Origin of the sequence: Burkholderia sp. MS455 (assembly GCF_016899445.1) — a bacterium.
In the GTDB taxonomy this organism is placed as follows: Bacteria; Pseudomonadota; Gammaproteobacteria; order Burkholderiales; family Burkholderiaceae; genus Burkholderia; species Burkholderia pyrrocinia_C.
Genome location: NZ_CP041778.1, coordinates 300,250 through 322,946 on the forward strand (window position 1 = coordinate 300,250; position 22,697 = coordinate 322,946).

A 22,697-nucleotide genomic window follows, 5' to 3' on the forward strand; every position below is an offset into this window, starting at 1 on the left:
TCCGTGCGTGTGCGCGTATCGGGCAATGCGCCCGATTCCGGCGTCAGCGCGCCAGCGTCAGGAACAGATACACCACATAACCCGCGCCGTTCGCCAGCAACGCCCAGATCGCGAGCCCGCGCGGCCGGGCATTGACGCGCAGCCACGCCGCCGCCGCGAGCGTAATGATCACGCCGGTCAGCACTTCGAGGCGCGGCTCCCACGGCGTCAGCATGATGCCGATCGCCGGCAGCAACGTGCCCTGGAACACCATCGCGCCGGTGATGTTGCCGAACGCGAGCGTATCCTTCTTGCGGCGGATCCACAGCACGCTGTTGACCTTTTCCGGCAATTCCGTGGCAATCGGCACGATGATCAGCGACAGCAGCAGCGCCGATATGCCGAGCACGTGCGACACGCCCTCCACGCCGTGAATGAAGCCCTTCGCACCGCCGACCAGCAGCGCGACGCCGAGCAGCAACTGCAGCGCGATGGTCGCCAGGTTGGTCGGCAGGCCCGTGCGCGCCAGGAACATCGTGTGCGGCGCCTCGGTGCCGTGCCCGGCATCGACGAGCTGGTTCGACGCGCGGAACGTCATCACGACGTACATCGCGTAGATGCCGACCAGCATCGCGGAAAGCAGCGCGCGCACGGCCCAGTTGTGATGCGGGACGAACATCGCCGCGGTCGCCAGCGAGAACGCGGCCAGGAAGTAGTTCATGTCGCGCACGAAACCGGTGCGTTCGGGCGCGATCGTGCCGCGCAGCCCGCGCGAGCGGATCACGGCGAGCGTCATCAGGAAGGTAGTGAGCGTCGCGAGCATCAGCGGCGCGCCGAGAATCGCGCCGACGCCGATTTCCTCGTTCACCGCCTGGTTCGCCGTGCCGCCGGCCAGCGCGAGCAGCGGCACCATCGTTTCGGGCAGCGCGGTGCCGACGGCCGCGAACAGCGAACCGGTCACGCCTTCGGAAATCTTCAGGCGTTCGCCGAGATGTTCGAGCGCATTGGTGAAGAGTTCGGCGGCCACGAGGATCACGAGCAGCATGAATGCCAGTTCGACGAACATGAACGTCATGCGGCACCTCCGCAGGCTGGTGCGTAGCGGGCGATGGGGCGTGGGGGAACGGCTGGGAGGAACATGGGAACTCCGTGGTCGGACGCTGACGAACCATGGCACATCCGCCGACGTCCGACCAGGAACGACGCGATGCGCCCATGGTCTCGCCAAACCGAATCGGCTGAACGCGCCACGGCCGAAAGCCGAGTGTGTTGACGCGTTCGCTTTCCGGGGACGGAAAGCAGGCTACTCCCCAAAGACGGAGGGCAGTCTAGCGGAGCGGATTTCTTTCGACAAGCCTTCGTTTCGAAAAAATGCTTCTTCGCGGATTGCCGTGGATGTCGCTGTCCGACCTCGAGCCGCCCTTCATGCCAACTATCGTGTATGACCGTTACCTGATCGTGAACGGCCGTTGACACGCCTCCTGGTCCTTGGCGCATTGATTGGTCGCCCTGAATGTGCAGGAATCCACCAGGCGCTGATCGTCTCTTGTCCGCTCCCTCGCGCCCCCGTTCCGGCGTCCGGCGTTTTTCTTCGGTGACGCCCGCGCGTGCTTTCATCACATATCGGCAGCCAGCATTTTGGCAAGTTCTGCAAGGGACTGCTCCAGAATCGACTGCTAATCGCGATCGATCTCGGGCCGTTATCTGCAAGTATTCCGTCGAAGCTGCACTCTGCAGAGTGCAGCTTCGCACCTTCCCCTACCCGTTGGTCAATCTGCAAGGTCGGTAAGCACATGAAGCTGTCATTTGCGCAGAAACTCTGGTTGCCACTCATCCTGAGCCTGCTGTGTCTCGCCGGAATATCGATCTACAACGCTTACCAGACTCGAGAAATGCGGCTGGAGGAGCGCAAGGCAGACCTGAAACATGCAGCGGAGATCGCGCTGAGCGTGGTCAAGACCTTTGGCGATCAGGCTGCCGCCGGCGCCATGCCGGTAGCGGAAGCCCAGAAGCGGGCCTTGGACAGCGTCCGGAATATGCGGTACGGCGAAGACGGTTATTTCGTGATCCTCGATTCGCAGCCGACGGCACTGATGAACCCTGCAAAACCGGAACTGGAAGGCAAGGACGTCGGCGATTTCAAGGATCCGAACGGCGTCTACTTCTTCAGGGACACGGTCGCCGTCATCAAGCACGCCGGTCGGGGTTTTACCGCGTATTCCTTTCCGAAACTGGGGAGAACCGAAGCCTCTCCGAAAATCGTCTACAACGTGACCTATCAGCCGTGGGACTGGATTCTCATGACGGGACTTTATGTCGACGACCTCGATGCTGTGTTCCGCTCGACGCTGTACCAGAGCCTCGGGATTCTGGTGATACTGGCCGGCGCCCTGTCGGTTGTCGTGTTGCGGCTCAACCGCGGCATCTTGCGCTCACTGGGCGGTGAGCCGTCCTATGCCGCCGAGATTGCAAACCGTATCGCCGGCAACGATCTGACCGCCGTGGTGAAGACCGCGCCGGGCGACCACTCGAGCCTGCTTTTTTCGATGAAGTGCATGCAGGAGCAGCTCACGCAGACGATCGGTACGATCAAGGTTTCGGCCGACTCGATCGCTACCGCCACGCACCAGATTGCGGCGGGCAACCAGGACCTGTCGCAGCGCACCGAAGAGCAGGCCGCCTCGCTCGAGGAAACGGCGGCCAGCATGGAGCAATTGACCTCTACCGTCACCCGGAATGCCGACAATGCCAGTCAGGCCAGCCAACTCGCCGCGCAGGCTGCCCAGGTGGCGGAGCAGGGCGGCACCGTCGTGTCACGCGTGGTGGAAACCATGGATGGCATCAACGCCAGCTCGGACAAGATCGCCAACATTGTCGGTATCATCGAGAGCATCGCGTTCCAGACCAATATCCTCGCGCTGAATGCGGCTGTCGAAGCGGCGCGGGCGGGTGAGCAGGGACGGGGGTTCGCGGTGGTCGCCTCGGAAGTACGCTCGCTGGCACAACGCTCCTCGGCGGCGTCCAAGGAAATCAAGGAGCTGATCCACGATTCCGTGGAGCGCGTGCAGGCAGGTGCCGGCCATGTACGGGAAGCGGGGGCGAAGATGCGCGAGATTACGTACGAGATCAGGCGCGTGACGGACATCATGGGGGAAATCACAGCCGCATCGCAGGAACAGAGCAAGGGTATCGGCCAGGTCAACCAGGCCGTCACGCAGATGGACGAAGTCACGCAGCAGAACGCGGCGCTGGTCGAACAGGCGGCGGCCGCCGCCAGCTCGCTCGAGTCGCAGGCGGACGATCTGAAAGCGTCCGTTTCAATGTTCAGACTGAACGCCTCGCGCGACGCCGAAGTCAGCCGCCCCGTCACGCAAACGCACACGACTGCGGCTCCGACTCCGACTCCGACGCGCGCCCGGACCCCGGCAAGGTCAGCCCCGGATCGGCTCGCACCGCAGCCCGTTCTGGCAGCGCAAACCGCCGCGGCTGGAGAATGGGACAGCTTTTAGGCGGCCATCCGCGTCACGAGTGACTGACAGGCAGAGCAAACCGCGCGGGTCGGCGCCGGCTCGGACGGTTATCATGCGTCTTCGTGAGCGTTGAAGATGCCGGAGACGACGCCAGTCATCAGCGCAACGAACTCCCCGGATGCGACGGATACCCGCTTGGCATCCGCGAGACCTCAACTCAAAGGGAATCGTTCAAGATTGAATACAAGAGCACCGTTGCCCGGCCCCGCCGACGATCAACCGACGTCGGACAGCAAAGCCGCCACACCGGAATACGTCTACCTCGGGCGGCAGCCGATTCTGGACCGCAGCGGAGTATTGAACGCATTCGAACTGCTGTTCCGCTCCGGGACAGCCAATTTCGCCCGAATCACGGATGACGCTGCTGCCACTGCGCAGGTCATCGAGAGACTCATCGGCGATATCGGCCTCAACACTGCACTGGGCGATCGCACCGGCTATGTGAACGTCGACCGGACGGTGCTGATGTCCGACATCGTCCGGTTGTTGCCGCGTGAACGCTTCGTACTCGAAATCCTCGAAACCGTGACGTTCGACGAGGCGCTCTGCAGGCGCTGTAACGAACTGCGGCGCGCGGGCTACCGGCTCGCGCTGGATGACGTTTCTCGGGTTTCCCCGCGCCTGTTCGAGTTTCTGCCTTACGTCGATATCGTCAAGATCGATTTTCTCGCATGCCCGCGCGAACACCTTGCCGAGCTGATCGACGCCGTCAGGCAGCACGGGAAGGTTTCGATCGCCGAGAAAGTCGAGACACCGGAGGACCATGGTGCCGCCATGCGCGCCGGCTTCGAACTGTTTCAGGGCTACTACTTTGCGAAGCCGCAGGTGCTGACATCGCGGCGCATCAAGCCATCGCGCGACGCGCTGCTGCGGCTGCTCGTGCTTCTGGGCGGCGAACCGGAGATTGTCGAACTCGAAGCCGAACTCAAGCGGATTCCGAACCTCGTCATTCAACTTCTGATGCTGCTCAATTCGAGCGCGGTCGGGCTTAGCCAGGCAGTTTCATCGCTGCGTGAGGCGATCATGCTGGTCGGCACGCGGCAAATCGCGCGCTGGGCACAGTTGCTCCTGTTTGCGGATGAACGTCTGGACGCGCTGCGCTCCGATCCGCTGGCGCAGCTGTGCGGCACGCGTGCGCGATTCATGGAACTTGCCGCTGGCCGGCTGCGGCCCGATGACGATCGGTTTGCCGAGACCGCGTTCATTGCGGGCGTGTTCTCACTGGTTCATGTGCTGTTCGGCAGCACGATCGAGGACGTCGTGACTACGACGCCGATTCACGCCGATATCCGGCGGGCACTGCTCGAACGGCATGGCGAGCTGGGTCTGCTATTGAACGCCAGTGAGGCAGCCGAATCGGGGGAGTTCAACGCAATCCGCGCAGCGTGCAATGAATTGCCGATCTTCACCCCCAACGACCTGACCATGCTCTGGCTTGCTGCCGCTGCCTGGTACGACGATCAGGTGCGTGGGCTACCCGCACACCGCCCGTAGCGAGCCTCGCAATAAGGGGGGGCGATGGCCGCGCCGTCGATCTCACCCTGCCCGCAGCCGCTCGACTTGCCGCCGCGCAACCCGGATGTCGTCGTGGCACTCAACTCTTGTCCGAATCTGCCGTTAACTCAGGGCGGCTGCCCCTGAGAGGGCGGTGCGCCGGCATGTGGATTCGCCGGACAAGGGGGCGTCGACCGTGGTCTCGGGGCCAAAGTGCCGCGCGCGTCGCCGCGATGCCTCAAGCGATGGGTCAATTCCCCGTTTGCGAGTTCGATGAGTACGCAACCATTCGAGGCAAGTGAGATCGTATCTTGCCTGCCGCCGCGGGCGAGCCCGAAGGTTGCCGGATCGACGTGCGCCGGCGAGGATTTTTCGTCTTGGTTAGAGAATGTATCCGAACAGCTACGATGTTCCGATTGCGCGCCTCGTTGCGCGTCAGATTCTGTCCTGCGCGCCTGCCACGCCGGTGCGGGAGGTCGCGCGACGCATGTTCGCCGAACGTTGCAGCTCGATCGTCGTGATGCAGGATGAACAGGTCGTCGGGATCTGGACCGAGCATGATGCACTGTCGGCCGGCGACGATCCGCGCGAACTCGATAGGCCGGTCTGCGAGGTGATGAGTCGTCCGGTACTGACGCTCGAGGCCGATACGCCGCTGGGTGAAGCCGCGATGAAGTTCAAGCAGTCGGGCGTGCGGCACTTCGTGGTGGTCCGGGATGGCGCCGCGATCGGCGTGCTGACGCAGACCGACGTCGTCGTGAACCAGGGGCCGGAATTTTTCCTGCACCTGAAGCCGATCGAATCGATCTGCGTCCATCCGCCCGTTGTGGTGCCCGAGCAGGTCGCACTGCACGAAGTCATCGCGCGGATGCGCGCGCAACGGCTCGATGCGATCCTCGTCGGCTACGACGACGGCGAGCATGGCATCCTGACCGAACGGGACATCGTCCGGCTCCTGGCGGACGGCGGGGCCCAAGGTGTGGTCGGGGCCTATGCGAGCAAGCCGCTGCAGATGCTGACCGCCAAGCAGAGCCTGTATGCGGCGCAGCGCTTCATGACCGAGCACAATATGCGGCATGTCGGCATCCAGGACGAGGATGGCAGGCTGACCGGGCTGCTCTGTTTCGCGGACGTGCTGCAGAGCATCGAGCACGAATACGCGAACGAGCTGCGCAGCGCCTTGCGCGAGCGCGACGAAGCGCTGGGTCTCGCGCGCTTCAACCTGCGCATGGCGGACCGGGTGTTCGAATCGGCACTCGAAGGCATCATGGTGACCGACCGGCACGCGAAGATCGAGCGCGTCAACCAGGCCTTCACGCGCCTGACCGGGTACACCGAGGACGAAGTGATCGGGCGCAACCCGGGCCTGCTGAGTTCCGGGCGCCAGACGCCCGATTTCTACAAGCAGCTGTGGCATTCGCTGACGACCGATGGCCACTGGCAAGGCGAAATCTGGAATCGCCGCAAGACCGGCGAGCTGTTTCTCGAATACCTGACGATCACCAGCATTCGCGACAGCGAAGGCGAGATCTCCCACTACGCGGCGATCTTTTCCGACATCACGCAGCGGCGCCAGGCGGAGGAGCGGCTGGGCTATCTCGCCACGCACGACGTGCTCACCAATCTCGCGAACCGGATGCTGTTCGAGGAGCGGCTCGCGCACGCGATCGTCCACGCGAAGCGGCTCGGTCGCAAGGTCGCGGTGATGTACCTCGATCTCGACCGCTTCAAGCTGGTCAACGATACGCTCGGCCACAACGCCGGCGACGAGGTGCTGAAGATGGTCGCGGAGCGCATCGTCGCGAAAGTGCGCGCGAACGACACGGTGGCGCGCATGGGCGGTGACGAATTCGCGCTCGTGCTCGAGGAGGTCGACGATGTCCGCGACGTCGGGCGAGTTGCGCGCAAGCTGCTGGACGAAGTGGGGCGGGCGATCGATATCGGTGATCGCGAGATCTTCGTGACGCCGAGCATCGGCATCAGCATCTATCCGGACGACGGCACCGAGGCGGAAGACTTGATCCTGCTCGCGGACCAGGCGATGTACGGCGCGAAGAGCCGCGGCAGGAACGTGTTCCAGTTCTTCGAGAGCAAGATGACGTCGTCGGCGATCGAGCAGCTGGAGACGCTCGGCGAGTTGCACCGCGCGCTCGAGCAGAATGAATTCCGCCTGTTCTACCAGCCGCAATACGATCTGGCCAGCGGCCGGATCGTCGGCGTGGAGGCGCTGCTGCGCTGGTTGCATCCACGCAGGGGCCTGGTGCCGCCGGGCGATTTCATCGGGCTGGCGGAGCGGTCCGCGCTGATCGTCCCGATCGGCAGGTGGGTGCTGCACGAAGCCTGCCGGCAGGCGCGCCGCTGGCTCGACGAGGGCTTCGAGTTCGGGCGTGTGTCGGTGAACGTGTCGGCACGGCAGTGCTTTACCGACCACTTCCTCAGCGACCTGACGACCATTCTCAGCGAAACCGCATTGCCGGCCGAATGCCTGCAGCTCGAGTTGCTCGAAAGCATGGCGATGAACACTCGCGAGGAAATGGGCATCCTGCTGCGCGAACTGGCGACGCGGGGGATCAGCCTGGCGATCGACGATTTCGGTACGGGCTATTCGTCGCTGGTGTATCTGAAGGATCTGCCCGTCGATACGCTGAAGATCGATCAGTCGTTCCTCGCGGACTGCGGTTCGGGCAGCACGGACGACGCGATCGTGCGAGCGATCGTTGCGATGGGGCGCGCGCTGGGGCTCGATGTCGTGATGGAGGGCGTCGAGACGGCAAAGCAGCTGGCCTTCCTGCAGGAGATCGGTTGCCACCAGGGACAGGGCTTCCTGTTCGCACGGCCGCAGCCCGCCGACCAGCTGGCCGGCATCTCGTCGCGCCGCGGCGCTGAATTGCTGGCAGAGTGAGCCGGTCGCGGGGCGTGCCGCGGCGCGTAATCGATCGAAGTCGTTACCGCTCCAATGACACTTCAGCTGGTGGGTGACGGGCAAATGACGTTTTTCCGTCATTTCCGCCTGCATGGCACGATTTGAGGGATGTCCGTAAAATACGCCTTCTCAGGGTATTCGGCCAACGACTCCGTCATGCATCGAATCGGTTTTTTTGTTTGCAGTGGCTACGACGCTCTCGATCTTGGAGGGCCACTGTCGGCTTTTAATCAGGTGGCCACAGCCGCCGGCCATACTCCGTACGATCTTCATGTCATCTCGGAGTCTGGAGGCCCGGTACGTGGCAATACCGGCCTTTCGATCGAGACCAAGCCGGTCGGAAGGCGCATGTTTGACACCGTCGTTTTCGTGGGCGGCGATATCAGCCCGATGCAGACACCGGGGAACATCGCCGCTGCCAGGAAATTGTGCGCCAGGGCGTCGCGGGTGGCGAGCGTGTGTACGGGAGCGTTTCTGCTTGCGGAAACCGGCTTGCTGGACGGTTTGAGAGCAACCACGCACTGGCGGTACGCGGCGCTGTTGCAGTCCAGCTTCCCTCGCGCCCGGGTCGAGGGCGACAGCATCTATATCGTAGACGGCCGCATCTGGACGTCGGCAGGCATTGCCTCCGGAATTGACCTGGCGCTCGGCTTGATCGAAAGAGATATGGGTGCGGAAGTCGCGCGCGCTGTTTCCAGGCTTCTGGTTGTTCCGTACCGTCGACCGGGCGGGCAGTCCCAATTCTCCGCCATGTCGCAAATGGAGCCTGAATCGGATCGTATCCGCATCGCGCTGAACTTCGCGAGAGAGCATCTGGCCGAAGCGCTACCAGTGGAACGACTCGCCGATGCGGCAAGATTGAGTCCGAGGCAGTTCGGACGAGCGTTTCGTCGGGAAACCGGCGAAACCCCTGCCAAGGCGGTCGAACGTTTGCGCGTCGAAGCTGCGAGGCTGCGCCTGCAGGACGGTAGTGAACCCATCGAACAAATTGCTCTGGCCGTGGGATTCACTGATCCGGAACGCATGCGGAGGGCCTTTATCAAACTGTATGGCCACCCTCCGCAGGCGATCCGACGCGAGAGCAGATTGAACAGTGCGCGCTGATCGAGCGCCGGGCTATTGGCGCTCGCGGTACGTGACTGCCTGGATCGCGGGGCGCTCAATGGCCATCGGACTTCCGGGCAGCGTAATCATTCCAGATGTCGCGATGCAATTTCCAAGCGCCGCCCTCCTTCAGAAAGAGGAGGATCTGCTTACCGCGGTATTTGAGGTTTCCAACAGGGTCGCGGATTTCCGCATCCGAAACCTCCGTCACGGTCCGGTCGTTACCGTAGAACTCATAATTGCTGAACGATACGGTGTCGGGTTTTGCCCCGGCATACCCGTTGGCGAAGTGCGCGGCAATCGCGCTGCCCCCCGTCACCCTGTCGCCGCCGGGCGGCAGGAGTGCGCCGTCTTTCGTATACAGACGGCCTATCGCGTCATAGTCCCCTCGCGCAAAGGCATCCGCCCATCGCGCGTTCTCGGCTTTGATGGCCGCTTCGGTTTGAGGTTGCGGGCCGCCGGCAATGGCTGGCGCCGCAAACGCGAAAAAGGTGGAGCAGGCTGCAAGGGCTGCAGTAAAACGACGAATCTGTTGCATTTCAGGATTTCCGATCAGGGTTTGAATCGAAGGGCCTGCGCCAGCTTGGGCAGGTGAGGCAAGCGATGTCGGCCGCGGCTTCATCGAAACGCGTGCAAGTCCTCGCAGACATTGACCGCGTGCATCTCAGCGAACGCCAGGGATTCGTGCGAGCCCCCTGGATGCACCAGGCAGTTCCTTGTCGACCATCGCGATGAGTTCCGGCCGTGCGTCTCTGGGATGACCGGAATGGAACGGCGGAGCGGGATCGTATTCGATCACGAGTTGCGTGAATTCGGCGGCCTGCCGACCGCGCAGCTTCTCTGCGACGCGAAGTGCGAAATCGATGCCCGCCGTCACGCCGCCGCCGCTCATGAAGCGGCCGTTGTCGTCTTCCACGAACCGATCCGGCACGGGGATCGCGCCATATTCGGACAGCTTGTTGACGAAGGCCCAATGGCAGGCGCTTCGCTTGCCCTTGAGAATGCCCGTCGCAGCAAGCACCAGCGATCCGTTGCAAACCGACGTTACATGTTTGGCGCTTTCCGCCAGACGCCGGATCTGCGCTTGATACTCGGGCCGCATCGGCGCCGTCAAATCGGACCCGCCGGGCACCAGAATCAGGTCCGTCTTTTCGATATCGGCCAGTCGTTCGGTCTTGCCATACACGACCCCGAATTCGAGGGTCACGTTGCCCCCATTGAGGCTCGCATAGCGAACGTTCGTGTTCGGCAGCCGGTGGAAAATTTCGCTGGGGCCGGCGAAGTCGAGAAGCGTCCCGCCGTCGTAATTGACAATCAAAATGTTGAGCGGGTCATCCGGAGCAAGTTCTCCGTTGCTAGCGGCCCGCGCGAGAGCAGGCGTGGTGTGGCCAAGCAGGGCTCCGCCACCCAGCACGGCGCCCAGCGTGGCGATGCTGCCGAGCTTGAGAATATCGCGGCGCGAGCGGCCTGCTCCGGTGAGTGCCTTTCCGTAGGCATTCTTTTCGCTACTGTCGGTCAAGATCATTTCTCCTTGCGCTTCGGCCCCTCCGTGCGCAACAGGGTTGGAGCCGGATTGAAAACCACCACGACACGCATGCGGGTGGACGTGTGATCAAGGTGTGGACGAGCCGGAAGAACGTGCAGGGCTCTTGAATCGGAAAGCGCAGGCTTAAAGCTGCGAGGCGCCGCCATCGACAACCAGCTCGCTGCCGACAACGTAGGAGGATTCGTCGCTGGCGAGATAGAGCGCCGCGTAGGCAATGTCCTCTGCCTTTCCCAGATGGCCGACCGGTATGGTCTTCGCGAACTCGCTTTTGAAGTTGCGGACATCCTCGTCCGACATCCCCCACTTGCTGAGCAGGGGCGTGTCCGTGCCGCCAGGCGCGATCGCGTTGAACCGGATCTTGCGATCGAGAAACTCGTAGGACCAGCTACGGGCAAGCGATCGCACGGCGGCCTTCGCTGCCGCGGTCAACGAGATGCCATGCTTGCCGGTCTGGGCGACGAACGACGTGTTGAGGATGACTGAGGAACCCTCTCGCAAGTCCGGCAGCACCGCTTGAAGCGTGAACACCACGCCCTTGACGTTGATGTCCATGATCTCGCTGTAGAGGTGGTCGTCGATGTCGTTGACCGCGGACGGGAAAGTCCAACCAGCGTTGGCGAACACGACATCCAGCCCGCCGAACTGCTCTTTTACCTCTGCGGCAATCGCTCGCATGTCCTCGATCGAACGTACATCGCCCTTGAGAACCAACGCATTCTCGCCAAGCTCGGCCTTCACGCGCTCGAACACTGCATCGTCGCGACCGGTAACCGCAACTCGGGCGCCTTCTGCAATGAAAAGCCTGGCGGTCGCGAGACCGATGCCGCTGGTACCGCCCGTAATCAAAGCTGACTTGTCCTTGAGCCTCATCTTCGGTTCCTTTCTTTGCTCGAGATTGGTCAAACCGGACGCACAACGCGCAATCGCGCTTGTGCTCGTGTTCCGGCTTGATTCCTGTGCAAATTATGGAACCCGACTCGAATGGCTCAAAGGTCGTATAACCCTCAAAATGCGTCATTCAATTCAACCTGATGACGAACCCCCACCTTGGGGTGTTTACTGGCGGCCGTGCGCAACAATGCCGGGCCCGGCGGCTGATCCGAAAACCAAGCGAAGCCTCTGACTCTCTATTAACGTCGACGCGTCCGTGTGCCGTGCGTCACCGGCCCGCAGTAGTATCGGGGGTGTCCCGTGTCAGGATTCCCGAATCGAGAGCGACCCATGCAGACCGAATCGTCGACCGGCATTCTTCGTCAAATTCCGCGCAGCGTCTGGGTGCTGGGCTGCGTCAGCCTGTTGATGGACGTATCGTCGGAGATCATCCACAGCCTGTTGCCGATGTTCCTGATGGCGGGGCTCGGCGCGAGCGCGACCGCGATCGGTGTCATCGAGGGGATCGCCGAGGCGACGGCGCCGGTCGTCAAGGTGTTCTCCGGCACGTTGAGCGACTATCTGCGCAACCGCAAGTGGCTGGCGGTTGCCGGATACGGGCTCGGCGCGCTCAGCAAGCCGCTGTTCGCCATCGCGCCGACGATCGGCGTCGTGGTGACGGCGCGGATCGTCGACCGGATCGGCAAGGGAATCCGTGGTGCTCCGCGCGACGCGCTCGTGGCCGACGTCACGCCGGTCCACCTGCGTGGCGCCGCGTACGGACTGCGACAGGCGCTAGACACGGTGGGTGCATTTCTCGGGCCGCTGCTGGCCGTTGCCATCATGCTGATGTGGCGCGACGACTTCCGCCTAGCCTTCTGGCTGGCCGTGATCCCGGGCATGCTGGCCGTGGCGCTGCTCGCGTTCGGTATCGAGGAGCCGGCGCGCGCACCGGGCGACAAGCGCGTCAACCCGATCCGCCGCGACGTCGTGAAGCAGCTCGGCGCGCGCTACTGGTGGGTCGTCGCCGTCGGTGCCGTGTTCGCGCTGGCCCGCTTCAGCGAGGCTTTCCTGGTGCTGCGAGCGATGGGCAGCGGTGTACCCGTCGCGCTCGTTCCGCTCGTGATGGTGGCGATGAACGTCGTGTACGCGTTGTCGGCCTATCCGTTCGGCAAGCTCGCCGACACGACGAGCCACACGAAGCTGATGGTGGCCGGACTCGTCATGCTGATCGCAGCCGATCTCGTGCTCGCGCACGGCACGCACTGGGGAACCGTACTCGTCGGCGTGGCGCTGTGGGGGCTCCATATGGGGATGACGCAAGGGTTGCTCGCCACGATGGTCGCGCAAGCCGCGCCGTCCGAATTGAGAGGCACGGCGTTCGGCGTTTTCAATCTGCTCAGCGGCGTCGTGATGCTCGTATCGAGCGTCGTCGCCGGCATCCTGTGGGACAGCGTGGGCGCCGCGGCCACGTTCTACGCGGGGGCGGTGTTCAGCGCGGCGACCATCGTGCTGCTCGTGCGCCTGCGCGGATCGTTCGGCGCCGCGCAAGCGCGGTGATTGCGAGCCGGCAGCGAACGGCCAAACTAACTATCGCTGCCGCGCGGAAAGTAAAGCGCGAACGTCGTGCGTCCGTCGCTGCTTGCGACCTCGACCTTGCCGCGATGCAGTTCCATGATCGACTTGACGATCGCGAGCCCGAGCCCCGCGTTCCGCGCCGCACCGTGCCGCGACGAATCGATGCGGTAGAAGCGCTCGAAGATCCGGTCGACCTGTTCGGGCGGAATCGCGGCACCGCGATTCGTGACCTCGACGACCGCGTAACCGGCCTGCACGGAAACGGCCAGCTCGATCGTCGACGCGGCTTGCGCATGTTCGAGCGCGTTCGACGCGAGGTTGCTGACCGCACGCCGGAATAGCGTTGCGTCAGCAACGACCGGCGCATTGCCGCGCACGTCGATGCGCACGCCGGCCTCGTCGGCCAGTGCCTGGAAATACGACGCGAGCCTGCGCAGTTCGCTGCCCGCGTCGAGTTCTGCGGTTTTCAGGTGCTGCCGCGCATTGTCGGTGCGCGCGAGAAACAGCATGTTCTCGATCATCCGCTGCAGCCGTTCGCATTCCTCGATATTCGAATCGATCAGCGCTTCGTATTCTTCGGTCGTGCGTGCGCGCGACAGCGTGATCTGCGACGAGCTGATCACGTTGGCGAGCGGCGTGCGCATGTCGTGCGCGAGATCGGACGAGAACTGCGACAGCCGCACGAACGCGCGTTCGAGACGGTCGAGCATCCGGTTGACCGAGGTCGCGAGCTCGCGCAGCTCGACCGGGCCGCCGCGCGCGTCGAGGCGCGCGTTCAGGTTGTGCGCCTCGATGAGCGACGTCTGCCGGCCGAGGCTCTCGACCGGGCGCAGGCCGCGCGACGCGACCGCATAACCGAGCGCGCCGACCAGCAGCGCGCCGACGGCCGCCGCGAGCCAGATGTCGACGCGATAGCTTTCGAGCAGTGACTGGCGATCCGTCGCCGTGCGTGCGAGCGCGACCTGGATCGCCTCGCCGGACGGCAGCGTGGCGCGTGCATGGACGCAGCGCGACGCACCGATGCCGGGCGGCGAGCAGGTGAACGGGTCGCCGGGTTTACCGGTTCCGCTGGCCGCATGCGGCACCGCGATCACCGAGGCCAGCGTGTTGCCGGCTTCGTCGGTGTGCTCGACGAGCGGACGGTTCTGCCCGTCGTAGATGCCGAGATAGACGCCAGGATGCGACAGCAGCACCTCGTGGAACACGGCCGGATCGGCGCGCAGCGCGGCCGTCGAACCGCTCGCGTGCGCGAGCTGCAGGAACTGGTTGAGCTTGCCGGAGATCTCGATGTCGTCGCGCCGCGTCAGTTCGGCGGACAGCGAACGATAGAGGTACGCGCCGGTCAGCGCGAACACGAGCGCGGCGACGACGGCGAACGCGAGCGTCAGGCGCCGCAGCAGCGAATACGAAGCCGGGCTCGCGGTCACGAACGATCCTCGAGCACGTAACCCATGCCGCGGATCGTGTGGATCAGCTTCTTGTCGTAAGCATTGTCGATCTTCGCGCGCAGCCGCTTGATCGCCGCATCGACGACGTTCGTGTCGCTGTCGAAATTCATGTCCCAGATCTGCGACGTGATGAAGGTGCGTGTCAGGACTTCGCCCTCGCGTTCCGCGAGCAGTTGCAGCAGCGCGAATTCCTGCGCGGTCAGGTCGATGCGGTGGTCGGCGCGCCGCACGCGGCGCTTGATCAGGTCGACTTCGAGATCGGCCACATTCAGGATGTCGCGCACGTTGCGCGGCGCGCGGCGCAGCAGCGAGCGGATGCGTGCGAGGAACTCGGCATACGCGAACGGCTTGAGCAGGTAGTCGTCGGCGCCCAGTTCGAGGCCGGCGACCTTGTCCTCGATCGCCTCGCGGGCCGTGAGCAGCAGCACGGGCGTCTGCTTTTGCGCGCGCAGCCGCCGGAGCACTTCGAAGCCGTCCATCTCCGGCAGCATCACGTCGAGCACGACGAGATCGAAATCCTCGTGCAGCGCGAGGAACAGCCCGTCCTTGCCGTTCTCCGCGATGTCGACCGTGTAGCTCGCCTCCATCAGCCCTTTCCGGAGGTACGACGCCATCTTGGGTTCGTCTTCGACTATCAGTATCCGCATGGTGAGGCAGGCTGTCCGTGGTTCCAGCCGGTCAGTGTAACGCCTGAGCTTACGGCGCCGAGCGTGCGCGAAAGATGACCGCCGGATGACGGAAATTTCATGAAGTGCTTACTCGCCGCTTCGCCCGCGTTTCATGAAAATCCTGTCATGTTTCGACCATGTCGTCGTCACGGCGGCGGCGATAAGCTGCAGCCGTGTTGTCCCCGGAGCGCGCCGTCGCGGCGCTGCGCCGGCCGATCCGATCGTTGCCTGCCTGATTCCGTTTCCATGTCGTACTGGCGCAAATTCATCCTCGTCGTGCTGCTGGCGTTGAGCCTGCCGATCCAGTCGTTCGCGACCGTTTCGATGCAGTGCGCGGGCGCTGCGGTGCCGCATGCGGAAGAGGCGCCGCACACGATGTCGACCGAGCAGGGCGCGCGGGGGAACCACGGGGATCACGAAAGCCGCGCGGCGTCGTGTGCCGCCTGTGTGTCCTGCTGCTTCGGCACGGGCATGTCGGGTGTGCGAGCGGTGCCGGCTGCGGCGGACGCCAGCATCGCGATCGCGTCGTATCCGCCTTCGGCCGTCGTCGTGTCGTTCCTGACCGGCGGCATCGAGCGGCCGCCTCGCCGGACTCCCGTCTAGTCCCTGCCCGCGGCCGACCGGCCGCGACCCGCAATCCATTCCGCCGGCTGCACGCCAGCCGCCGGACGACTCACGACGAGACTCATTCATGCGATTGATCACTGCGGCGCTGTTGAGCGCGGCGGCCATCGTGCCGTCGCTCGCGCCTGCGCAACCCCCGCTTCCCGATCCGGCGGACGCCGCCGCGACGGTGCCGGACGTCACCGTGACGTCCGCGTTCGACGGCTACCGGCCGTATCGCGACGACGAAGGCCCGGGCTGGAAGCAGCTGAACCGGGACGTGATGGAGCGGCCCGCGAAGGGGCGCACGACCGGCGCCGCGAAGCCCGGCGACCCGGCGGGCAACGGCGGCGCCCATTCGATGCACGGAGGGGCCGCGCGATGAAGAACCTGTCGATATCGCCGCGAATCGTCGCGGCTGCGGTCGCGCTGGCATTCCTCGCGGGCTGCACGACGTTTTCGAAGGACGGCGGCTTCGGCGCCGTGTCGTCCACCGCGTCGGAACGGATCGGAAAAGACGCCGTCGTCGTCCGCACCGACGCCGACCGCGAAGCCGTCGACCAGCGGACCCGGGAATTGCTCGCGCAGCCGCTGTCGATGGACGATGCGGTGCAGGTCGCGCTGCTGAACAATCGCGGCCTGCAGGCGTCGTACGCGGAGCTCGGGTTGTCGGAGGCCGATCTCGTGCAGGCCGGCCGGCTGCCGAACCCGCGCTTCTCGTTCAGCCGCACGCGCGCCGGCGACGGCGAGCTGAGCCTCGGCCGCACGTTCTCGGCGAACGTGTTCGCGCTGCTGACGATGCCGCTCGCGACGAACATCGAGCGCCGCCGTTTCGAACAGACCAAGCTCGAAACGGCCGACGCGATGCTGAAGGCGGCGGCCGACGCGCGCCGCGCGTATGTCGAGGCCGTCGCCGCCGAGCAGGCCGCGAACTATGCGCAGCAGGTGCGCGATGCCGCGAGCGCGGCTGCCGAACTCGCACAGCGCATGCGGCAGGCCGGCAACTTCAGCCGGCTCGATTACGCGCGCGAACAGGCGTTCCATGCCGACGCGGTCGCGCAGCACGCGAAGGTGCGCCAGCAGGCCGTGGCCGCGCGTGAGAAGCTCACGCGTGCGATGGGGCTGTGGGGCGAGCGCGCGCAGTACGCGCTGCCCGACCGTTTGCCCGACCTGCCGAACGCGCGCCCGGACCTGCCAGATCTCGAACGCTTCGCGATGAGCAACCGCCTCGATATCCAGGCCGCGAAGCTGCAGACGCAGGGCGTCGCGTCGTCGCTCGGCCTCAGCAAGGCCACGCGCTTCGTCAACGCGGTCGATCTCGGCTACGTGAACAACTACGAGACTGGCAAGGGCCACGAGCACGGCTACGAGATCAGCGTCGAGATTCCGCTGTTCGACTGGGGCGGCGCGAAGGTCGCGCGGGCCGAGGCCGTCTACATGCAGTCGGCGAACCGGCTCGCGAAGACGGCCATCGACGCGCGCTCCGAAGTGCGCGAGTCGTACGCGGCATACGTGACGAGCTACGACGTCGCGAAGCACTATCGCGACGAAGTCGTGCCGCTGCGCAAGACGATCTCGGACGAGCTGCTGCTGCGCTACAACGGGATGCTCGCGAGCGTGTTCGAGCTGCTGGCCGATGCGCGCGAGCAGGTCGGCGCGGTGAACGGCTACATCGATTCGCTGAAGGACTACTGGCTTGCCGAAACCGATCTGCAGATGGCCGTCGGCGGCCGGCTGCCGACTTCGGGCCCCGCGCCGCGCGCGGCGGTTTCCGCCGAACCCGAACCCAACGCCGACGCTGCGCCGCAGCCGGCTTCCTCACCCGCGGCGCAACCGGCGCCCGCAATGCATCCTGAAGGTCATTGACATGGTGTCCCGTCGACAATTTCTCAGCGGCTCGGGCGCCGCGCTGCTGGGCGCCGCGATGGTCAGCAAGGCCGGCGCCGCGTCGCTGCCCGAAGCGCCCACGATGGCGAAAACCGCCACGCAGCCGCCGCTCGTGCCGCCCAACGGCCGCCCGTACACGCCCGTCGCGACGCTGAACGGCTGGACGCTGCCGTGGCGGATGAAGAACGGCTGGAAGGAATTCCACCTGACGGCCGAGCCCGTCGTGCGCGAGATGGCGCCCGACATGAACGCGAACCTGTGGGGCTACAACGGCCAGTCGCCGGGCCCGACGATCGAGGCCGTCGAAGGCGACAAGGTCCGCATCTTCGTGACCAACCGGCTGCCCGAGCACACGACGATCCACTGGCACGGGCTGCGGCTGCCGAACGGGATGGACGGCGTCGGCGGCCTCACGCAGCCGCATATCCCGCCAGGCAAGACCTTCGTCTACGAGTTCCAGCTCGAATCGCACGGCACGTTCATGTATCACCCGCACGCCGACGAGATGGTGCAGATGGCGATGGGGATGATGGGCATGTTCATCGTGCACCCGAAGGATCGCGGCACGATGCCGGTCGATCGCGACTTCGTGTTCCTGCTCGCCGCGTACGACATCGATCCCGGCAGCTACACGCCGCGCGTGAACGAGATGACGGATTTCAACATGTGGACCTTCAACTCGCGCGTGTTCCCGGGCATCGACCCGCTGCCGGTGCGCGCAGGCGACCGCGTGCGGATTCGTTTCGGCAACCTGACGATGACGAACCATCCGATCCACCTGCACGGCTACAGCTTCGAGGTCGCGGGCACCGACGGCGGCTGGATTCCGCAGGCGGCGCGCTGGCCGGAAGTGACGGCCGATGTCGCGGTGGGCCAGATGCGCGCGATCGAGTTCACCGCCGATCGCCCTGGCGACTGGGCGTTCCATTGCCACAAGTCGCATCACACGATGAATGCGATGGGCCACCAGGTGCCGAACCTGATCGGCGTGCCGCAGAAGGATCTCGCGAAAAAGATCGGCAAGCTCGTGCCCGACTACATGGCGATGGGCAGCACGGGCGGTGCGATGGGCAACATGGAGATGCCGCTGCCCGACAACACGCTGCCGATGATGACGGGCACGGGCCCGTTCGGGCCGCTGGAGATGGGCGGCATGTTCACGGTGCTCAAGGTGCGGCAGGGGCTCGGCCGCAATGACTATCGCGACCCGGGCTGGTTCCGGCATCCGAAGGGCACCGTCGCATACGAATACACCGGCGAATTGCCGGACGGCTGAGCAGCAGTAGCAGCACGCGGCGGCCGTGCCGATGCGGCCGCCGGTTTCGATTCACTCACTCGGGAGCAAGCATGATGAAGAAGGGACTGGTTTCGATTGCAATGGGTTGCGCGCTGGCGTTTTCCGCCGCGTCGTACGCGGCCGGCGACATGGCCGGCATGGACATGAGCGGCGGCGCGAAGCAGGGCGCCGACGCGAAGCACGGGATGTCGCACGGCGAGATCCGCAAGGTCGACACGGCCGCGGGCAGGCTGACGATCAAGCACGGCCCGCTGGACAACCTCGGGATGGACGCGATGACGATGGTGTTCAAGGTGAAGGACCCTGCAATGCTGTCGCAGGTGAAGGCGGGCGACAAGATCGACTTCGTCGCCGAGGACGTGGGCGGTGCGCTGACCGTCGTCGAGCTGAAGAAGCCGTGACGCCCGGCATGAACATGAAGATCACGACTATCACGCGGCTGGCCGCCTTCGCCGCGGCCGGCGCGATTCTCGCGGCCGCGCCGGTCGCGGCATCGGCACACGGCAAGCTCGAAAGCGCCGCGCCCGCGACGGGCAGCACGGTCGATACGGCGCCCGACGCGTTGCGGCTTACGTTCAACGAAGACCTCGAACCGACCTTCAGTTCGGTGAAGGTGTCGGACGCGAACGGCAACGCCGTTACGCAGGAAAAGGCGAAGGTCGATGCGTCGAACCCGCGCGTGATGACCGTCGCGATGCCGAAGCTCGCGCCGGGCGCGTACACGGTGCAGTGGGCGGTGATGACGGCCGACGCGCATCGCACCAAGGGCACCTATACGTTCAAGGTGAAAGGGTGAACGAGGGCTTCGTCGGCCTGCTGCGGCTCGTATCGGTGGCGATCCAGAATGCCGGGTTCGCGGTGATCGTCGGCGCGCTGCTCGGCAGTCACTGGCTCGCACGCGGCGCGTCGGCGTGGCAGCACGGCATCGGGCGGCGTCTCGTCGCGACGCTGCGCATTGCGTCGGTCGCGTCGCTGCTCGCGAGCATCACCGCATTCTGGGCGCACTGCGCGCTGATGAGCGAAGTGTCGATGCTCGACGCAGGGCCGGCCGTCCGCGCGATGCTCGTGGGCACCGGTTTCGGCCATGCGTGGCTGGCCGGCGCCGTGTTCATGGTTGTCGTCGTGCTGCTGTCGTTCATCAGACATGCGAACGACACGCGCTTTCCGTTCGCGATGTGGGCAGCGCTCGCATGCGTCGCGCTCGCGCGCAGCAACGGCGGTCATCCGGTCGACGCAGGGCTGTTCAGCGTGCCGGTGTGGGTCGACTGGCTGCATCTGCTGGCGATCAGCGCGTGGGTCGGGCTCGTGCTCGTGACGGCGTTCGGCGTGATGCCGCGGCTCGTTGGCATGCCCGCGGGCGAACGCGAGACCGGCGCGTCGTTCGTGCAGTCGCTTTCCGATGCGTCAACCTATGCGTTGATCGTGCTGTTCGCGACCGGCGCGTACAACGGATGGCGCGGCGTCGATACGCCCGCCAACCTGCTCGCATCGACATACGGGCAGATCCTGTTGCTGAAGCTCGCGCTCGTGCTGATCGCGGCGGCGCTCGGTGGACACAACCGCTTCTTCGGGATGCCGAAGCTGCTGGCCGCGCTGAAGGACCCGGCCGCCGCGATGCCGGCCGGCCCGTTGCGCCGGTTCGGCGCGGTGTTGCGGATCGAGGCGGTCGTGCTGGCCGGCGTGCTGATGGTGGCGGCCGTGCTCGTGTCGAGCGCGCTGCCGGGGACGGTCTAGCGCGACGGTGCGTTGACGAAGGTCACTCAGGGGAATCGTCGCGAGCACGGCAGATTTTTTGTCGGACGATTCCCCGCTTTTTATGCGAGATAGCGAAAATTACATCGGCCTGTCTGTCGATTACCAAAAACTGTCATTGAGCGCCGTTAAGCTTTCGCCACCCTCACAACCGGGATTCCCCGTCATGCGCTCGACAATCCGCCTGTTTGCCCCGTTATTGCTTCTGCCCACGCTCGCTGCGCCGGCGATCGCCGCCACCGCCGCGCCCGTCAGCCCGAACTGCGGCGGCAGCGCGACGCCGATTGCCGATATCCAGGGGCCGGGCGCGCCGTCGCCGCTCGCCGGCCAGAACGTGTCGATCGAAGCCGTCGTCACTGCCGATTTCGGCGGCACGGACGGCTTCGGCGGCTTCTTCGTCCAGCAGGCCGACGCGCAGCGCCGCAACCAGCCGGGCGTGTCCGAAGGCCTGTTCGTCTATGCGCCGAAAGTGCGTGCAAAGGCCGGCGATCTCGTGCACGTGACAGGCAAGGTCGAGGAGAAATACGGGCAGACGCAGCTCACGCAGTCGGGTGCGATCGCGGTGTGCGCGAACGGCCAGACTGTCACGCCCGCGACGCTCGCGCTGCCGGTCGACAGCCCGAACGCGTTCGCCGCGTATGAAGGGATGCTCGTGCGCCTGCCGCAGACGCTGAACGTCACCGACAACTACGAGCTCGGCCGCTACGGCAGCGTGTTGCTCAGCAACGGCCGCCTGCGCACGCCGACGAGCGTCGTGCCGCCGGCCCAGGCGCAGACGCAGATCGATGCGAACGCACGCAACCGGCTGGTCCTCGACGACGGTTCGAACAAGCAGAACCCCGCGACCGTGCCGTATCCGGCGCCGGGCCTGTCGGCCGCGAACACGCTGCGCGCCGGCTACACCGTGCGCGACGTCGAAGGCGTGCTCGAAGTGCGTTACGGCGCATGGCGCGTGCAGCCGCTGCCCGGCGCGGCCGTGCCGGCATTCGACGCGCGCACGAACCCTCGCACCAACGCGCCCGCGCGCGATCCGAAATCGAACCTGCGCGTCGCATCGTTCAACGTCCTCAACTACTTCAACGGCAACGGTCTCGGCGGCGGCTTCGACGATCCGAACAACCGCGGTGCGAAGAACTACCAGGAATTCCAGCGTCAGGAAGCGAAGATCGTCAGCGCGCTGAAGGCGCTCGACGCCGACGTGATCGGCCTGATGGAAATCCAGAACAACGGCTACGGCGAACTGAGCGCGGTGCGCCAGCTCGCGGCGAAGCTCGGCAACCACTGGCGCGTCGTCGATCCGGGCACGTCGCGCCTCGGCGGCGATGCGATCGCGGTCGCGATGATCTACGACAGCCGCAAGGTCGAACCGGTCGGCCGCGCGGCCACGCTCGCGATCGACGACAAGAACCGCCAGCCGCTCGCGCAGTCGTTCCGCCGCATCGGCGGCAAGCAGGCGTTGACGATCGCCGTGAACCACCTGAAGTCGAAGAATTGCCCGGACGCCGCGAACGACGATCTCGACCAGGGCGACGGCCAGGGCTGCTGGAACCCGACGCGCACGCGTGCGGCGGCGAAGGTCGCCGACTGGCTCGCCGGCACGCCGACGGGTGTCGCGGGCCAGGGCGTGCTGCTGATCGGCGACTTCAACAGCTACACGCATGAAGATCCGATCCGCACGCTCGAATCGCGCGGCTACCGCAACCTCGTCGCGCGCTGGATCGGCGCGAATGCGTACAGCTACGTGTACAACGGCGAAGCCGGCTATCTCGATCACGCGCTCGCGACGCTGCCGCTCGCGTCGCACGTGAAGGCCGTGCACGAATGGCACATCAACGCAGACGAGCCGCTCGCGCTGCAATACACGATGGCGTACAAGTCGGCCGAGCAGCAGAAGACGTACTACGCACCGGATGCATATCGTTCGTCGGATCACGATCCGGTGCTGATCGATATCGCGCTGCCGGGCGGCGGGCATTGATGGCGGGTTGATTGTTGGTGACGGGCGGCGGCGCGTGTAT

General features: G+C 65.1%; 19 protein-coding genes and 1 riboswitch. Of the genes, 13 read left to right on the forward strand and 6 right to left on the reverse strand.

The genetic code is table 11. The features are described 5' to 3' along the window. Nucleotides 1-43: 43 nt before the first annotated feature. The gene (locus tag FPJ27_RS05820; protein WP_072438308.1) at nt 44-1,054 is read right to left on the reverse strand and encodes a sodium:calcium antiporter; all 1,011 of its coding nucleotides are present in this window, start codon (nt 1,052-1,054) and stop codon (nt 44-46) included. A gap of 73 nt (nt 1,055-1,127) precedes the next feature. Next, a riboswitch (yybP-ykoY riboswitch) is annotated at nt 1,128-1,303 on the reverse strand. A 469-nt stretch (nt 1,304-1,772) separates the two neighbouring features. Between FPJ27_RS05820 and FPJ27_RS05825 the strand changes: the two genes are divergently transcribed. The 4 genes from FPJ27_RS05825 to FPJ27_RS05840 all read left to right on the forward strand — a co-directional run bounded on the left by FPJ27_RS05825 (nt 1,773) and on the right by FPJ27_RS05840 (nt 9,030). Next, the gene (locus FPJ27_RS05825) at nt 1,773-3,488 is read left to right on the forward strand and encodes a methyl-accepting chemotaxis protein (RefSeq protein WP_204422298.1); all 1,716 of its coding nucleotides are present in this window, start codon (nt 1,773-1,775) and stop codon (nt 3,486-3,488) included. Between the two features lie 216 nt (nt 3,489-3,704). Next, a complete protein-coding gene (locus tag FPJ27_RS05830) occupies nt 3,705-5,003 on the forward strand; it encodes an EAL domain-containing protein (protein WP_239483238.1) in 1,299 nt (432 codons plus the stop codon). A gap of 388 nt (nt 5,004-5,391) precedes the next feature. Beyond that, on the forward strand, nt 5,392-7,905 hold the full coding sequence (locus FPJ27_RS05835; protein WP_204422300.1) for an EAL domain-containing protein: 2,514 nt from the start codon (nt 5,392-5,394) through the stop codon (nt 7,903-7,905). Between the two features lie 177 nt (nt 7,906-8,082). Continuing rightward, complete coding sequence (locus FPJ27_RS05840; protein ID WP_204423070.1) at nt 8,083-9,030, forward strand: GlxA family transcriptional regulator; 948 nt, start codon at nt 8,083-8,085, stop codon at nt 9,028-9,030. 55 nt (nt 9,031-9,085) lie between these two features. Here FPJ27_RS05840 and FPJ27_RS05845 read toward each other — a convergent pair whose 3' ends face one another. From FPJ27_RS05845 to FPJ27_RS05855, 3 genes are all read right to left on the reverse strand, one after another. Next, on the reverse strand, nt 9,086-9,568 hold the full coding sequence (locus FPJ27_RS05845) for a DUF4440 domain-containing protein (RefSeq protein ID WP_204422301.1): 483 nt from the start codon (nt 9,566-9,568) through the stop codon (nt 9,086-9,088). A 126-nt stretch (nt 9,569-9,694) separates the two neighbouring features. Further along, on the reverse strand, nt 9,695-10,549 hold the full coding sequence (locus tag FPJ27_RS05850; protein ID WP_204422302.1) for a DJ-1/PfpI family protein: 855 nt from the start codon (nt 10,547-10,549) through the stop codon (nt 9,695-9,697). A 150-nt stretch (nt 10,550-10,699) separates the two neighbouring features. Continuing rightward, nucleotides 10,700-11,446, reverse strand: coding sequence for an SDR family oxidoreductase (locus tag FPJ27_RS05855; RefSeq protein ID WP_204422303.1), 747 nt, complete (start codon nt 11,444-11,446; stop codon nt 10,700-10,702). Nucleotides 11,447-11,797: 351 nt separating this feature from the next. On the opposite strand from FPJ27_RS05855, the gene FPJ27_RS05860 reads away from it, so the two are divergent. Beyond that, nucleotides 11,798-13,006: an MFS transporter gene (locus FPJ27_RS05860; protein ID WP_204422304.1), complete on the forward strand. Its 1,209-nt coding sequence runs from the start codon at nt 11,798-11,800 to the stop codon at nt 13,004-13,006. A gap of 26 nt (nt 13,007-13,032) precedes the next feature. On the opposite strand, the gene FPJ27_RS05865 is transcribed toward FPJ27_RS05860, so the two are convergent. Next, nucleotides 13,033-14,451, reverse strand: a complete 1,419-nt coding sequence (locus tag FPJ27_RS05865; RefSeq protein ID WP_204422305.1) for a heavy metal sensor histidine kinase — start codon at nt 14,449-14,451, stop codon at nt 13,033-13,035. Further along, nucleotides 14,448-15,119, reverse strand: a complete 672-nt coding sequence (locus FPJ27_RS05870) for a heavy metal response regulator transcription factor (protein WP_072438330.1) — start codon at nt 15,117-15,119, stop codon at nt 14,448-14,450. The genes FPJ27_RS05865 and FPJ27_RS05870 overlap by 4 nt, the downstream gene beginning before the upstream one ends. A gap of 267 nt (nt 15,120-15,386) precedes the next feature. Between FPJ27_RS05870 and FPJ27_RS05875 the strand changes: the two genes are divergently transcribed. The 8 genes from FPJ27_RS05875 (at nt 15,387) to FPJ27_RS05910 (ending at nt 22,657) form a co-directional block, all read left to right on the forward strand. Further along, entirely contained in the window at nt 15,387-15,743 is a 357-nt protein-coding gene (locus tag FPJ27_RS05875) for a hypothetical protein (protein ID WP_072438332.1), read from the forward strand. 88 nt (nt 15,744-15,831) lie between these two features. Next, nucleotides 15,832-16,128, forward strand: coding sequence for a hypothetical protein (locus FPJ27_RS05880; protein ID WP_072438334.1), 297 nt, complete (start codon nt 15,832-15,834; stop codon nt 16,126-16,128). Further along, on the forward strand, nt 16,125-17,609 hold the full coding sequence (locus FPJ27_RS05885; RefSeq protein ID WP_204422306.1) for a TolC family protein: 1,485 nt from the start codon (nt 16,125-16,127) through the stop codon (nt 17,607-17,609). Before FPJ27_RS05880 ends, FPJ27_RS05885 begins: the two co-directional genes overlap by 4 nt. Before the next feature lies 1 nt (nt 17,610). Continuing rightward, on the forward strand, nt 17,611-18,906 hold the full coding sequence (locus FPJ27_RS05890; RefSeq protein ID WP_204422307.1) for a copper oxidase: 1,296 nt from the start codon (nt 17,611-17,613) through the stop codon (nt 18,904-18,906). A 74-nt stretch (nt 18,907-18,980) separates the two neighbouring features. Further along, nucleotides 18,981-19,328, forward strand: a complete 348-nt coding sequence (locus FPJ27_RS05895; protein ID WP_204423072.1) for a copper-binding protein — start codon at nt 18,981-18,983, stop codon at nt 19,326-19,328. 14 nt (nt 19,329-19,342) lie between these two features. Further along, a complete protein-coding gene (gene copC / locus FPJ27_RS05900; protein ID WP_204422308.1) occupies nt 19,343-19,723 on the forward strand; it encodes a copper homeostasis periplasmic binding protein CopC in 381 nt (126 codons plus the stop codon). Continuing rightward, nucleotides 19,720-20,661 carry a CopD family protein gene (locus FPJ27_RS05905; RefSeq protein WP_204422309.1) on the forward strand — a complete coding sequence of 314 codons (942 nt, stop codon included), beginning with the start codon at nt 19,720-19,722 and terminating at the stop codon, nt 20,659-20,661. The genes copC and FPJ27_RS05905 overlap by 4 nt, the downstream gene beginning before the upstream one ends. 184 nt (nt 20,662-20,845) lie before the next feature. Beyond that, entirely contained in the window at nt 20,846-22,657 is a 1,812-nt protein-coding gene (locus tag FPJ27_RS05910; RefSeq protein WP_204422310.1) for an ExeM/NucH family extracellular endonuclease, read from the forward strand. Nucleotides 22,658-22,697: the final 40 nt, after the last annotated feature.

What these genes read in the sequence shown, in the direction of transcription:
- FPJ27_RS05910 (WP_204422310.1), top strand. Translation starts at nt 20,846, where the DNA reads ATGCGCTCGACAATCCGCCTGTTTGCCCCGTTATTGCTTCTGCCCACG.
- FPJ27_RS05840 (WP_204423070.1), top strand. Translation starts at nt 8,083, where the DNA reads ATGCATCGAATCGGTTTTTTTGTTTGCAGTGGCTACGACGCTCTCGAT.
- FPJ27_RS05870 (WP_072438330.1), bottom strand. Translation starts at nt 15,119, where the DNA reads ATGCGGATACTGATAGTCGAAGACGAACCCAAGATGGCGTCGTACCTC.
- FPJ27_RS05860 (WP_204422304.1), top strand. Translation starts at nt 11,798, where the DNA reads ATGCAGACCGAATCGTCGACCGGCATTCTTCGTCAAATTCCGCGCAGC.
- FPJ27_RS05890 (WP_204422307.1), top strand. Translation starts at nt 17,611, where the DNA reads ATGGTGTCCCGTCGACAATTTCTCAGCGGCTCGGGCGCCGCGCTGCTG.
- FPJ27_RS05825 (WP_204422298.1), top strand. Translation starts at nt 1,773, where the DNA reads ATGAAGCTGTCATTTGCGCAGAAACTCTGGTTGCCACTCATCCTGAGC.
- FPJ27_RS05855 (WP_204422303.1), bottom strand. Translation starts at nt 11,446, where the DNA reads ATGAGGCTCAAGGACAAGTCAGCTTTGATTACGGGCGGTACCAGCGGC.
- FPJ27_RS05895 (WP_204423072.1), top strand. Translation starts at nt 18,981, where the DNA reads ATGAAGAAGGGACTGGTTTCGATTGCAATGGGTTGCGCGCTGGCGTTT.
- FPJ27_RS05880 (WP_072438334.1), top strand. Translation starts at nt 15,832, where the DNA reads ATGCGATTGATCACTGCGGCGCTGTTGAGCGCGGCGGCCATCGTGCCG.
- FPJ27_RS05820 (WP_072438308.1), bottom strand. Translation starts at nt 1,054, where the DNA reads ATGACGTTCATGTTCGTCGAACTGGCATTCATGCTGCTCGTGATCCTC.
- FPJ27_RS05845 (WP_204422301.1), bottom strand. Translation starts at nt 9,568, where the DNA reads ATGCAACAGATTCGTCGTTTTACTGCAGCCCTTGCAGCCTGCTCCACC.
- FPJ27_RS05875 (WP_072438332.1), top strand. Translation starts at nt 15,387, where the DNA reads ATGTCGTACTGGCGCAAATTCATCCTCGTCGTGCTGCTGGCGTTGAGC.
- copC (WP_204422308.1), top strand. Translation starts at nt 19,343, where the DNA reads ATGAAGATCACGACTATCACGCGGCTGGCCGCCTTCGCCGCGGCCGGC.
- FPJ27_RS05835 (WP_204422300.1), top strand. Translation starts at nt 5,392, where the DNA reads ATGTATCCGAACAGCTACGATGTTCCGATTGCGCGCCTCGTTGCGCGT.
- FPJ27_RS05885 (WP_204422306.1), top strand. Translation starts at nt 16,125, where the DNA reads ATGAAGAACCTGTCGATATCGCCGCGAATCGTCGCGGCTGCGGTCGCG.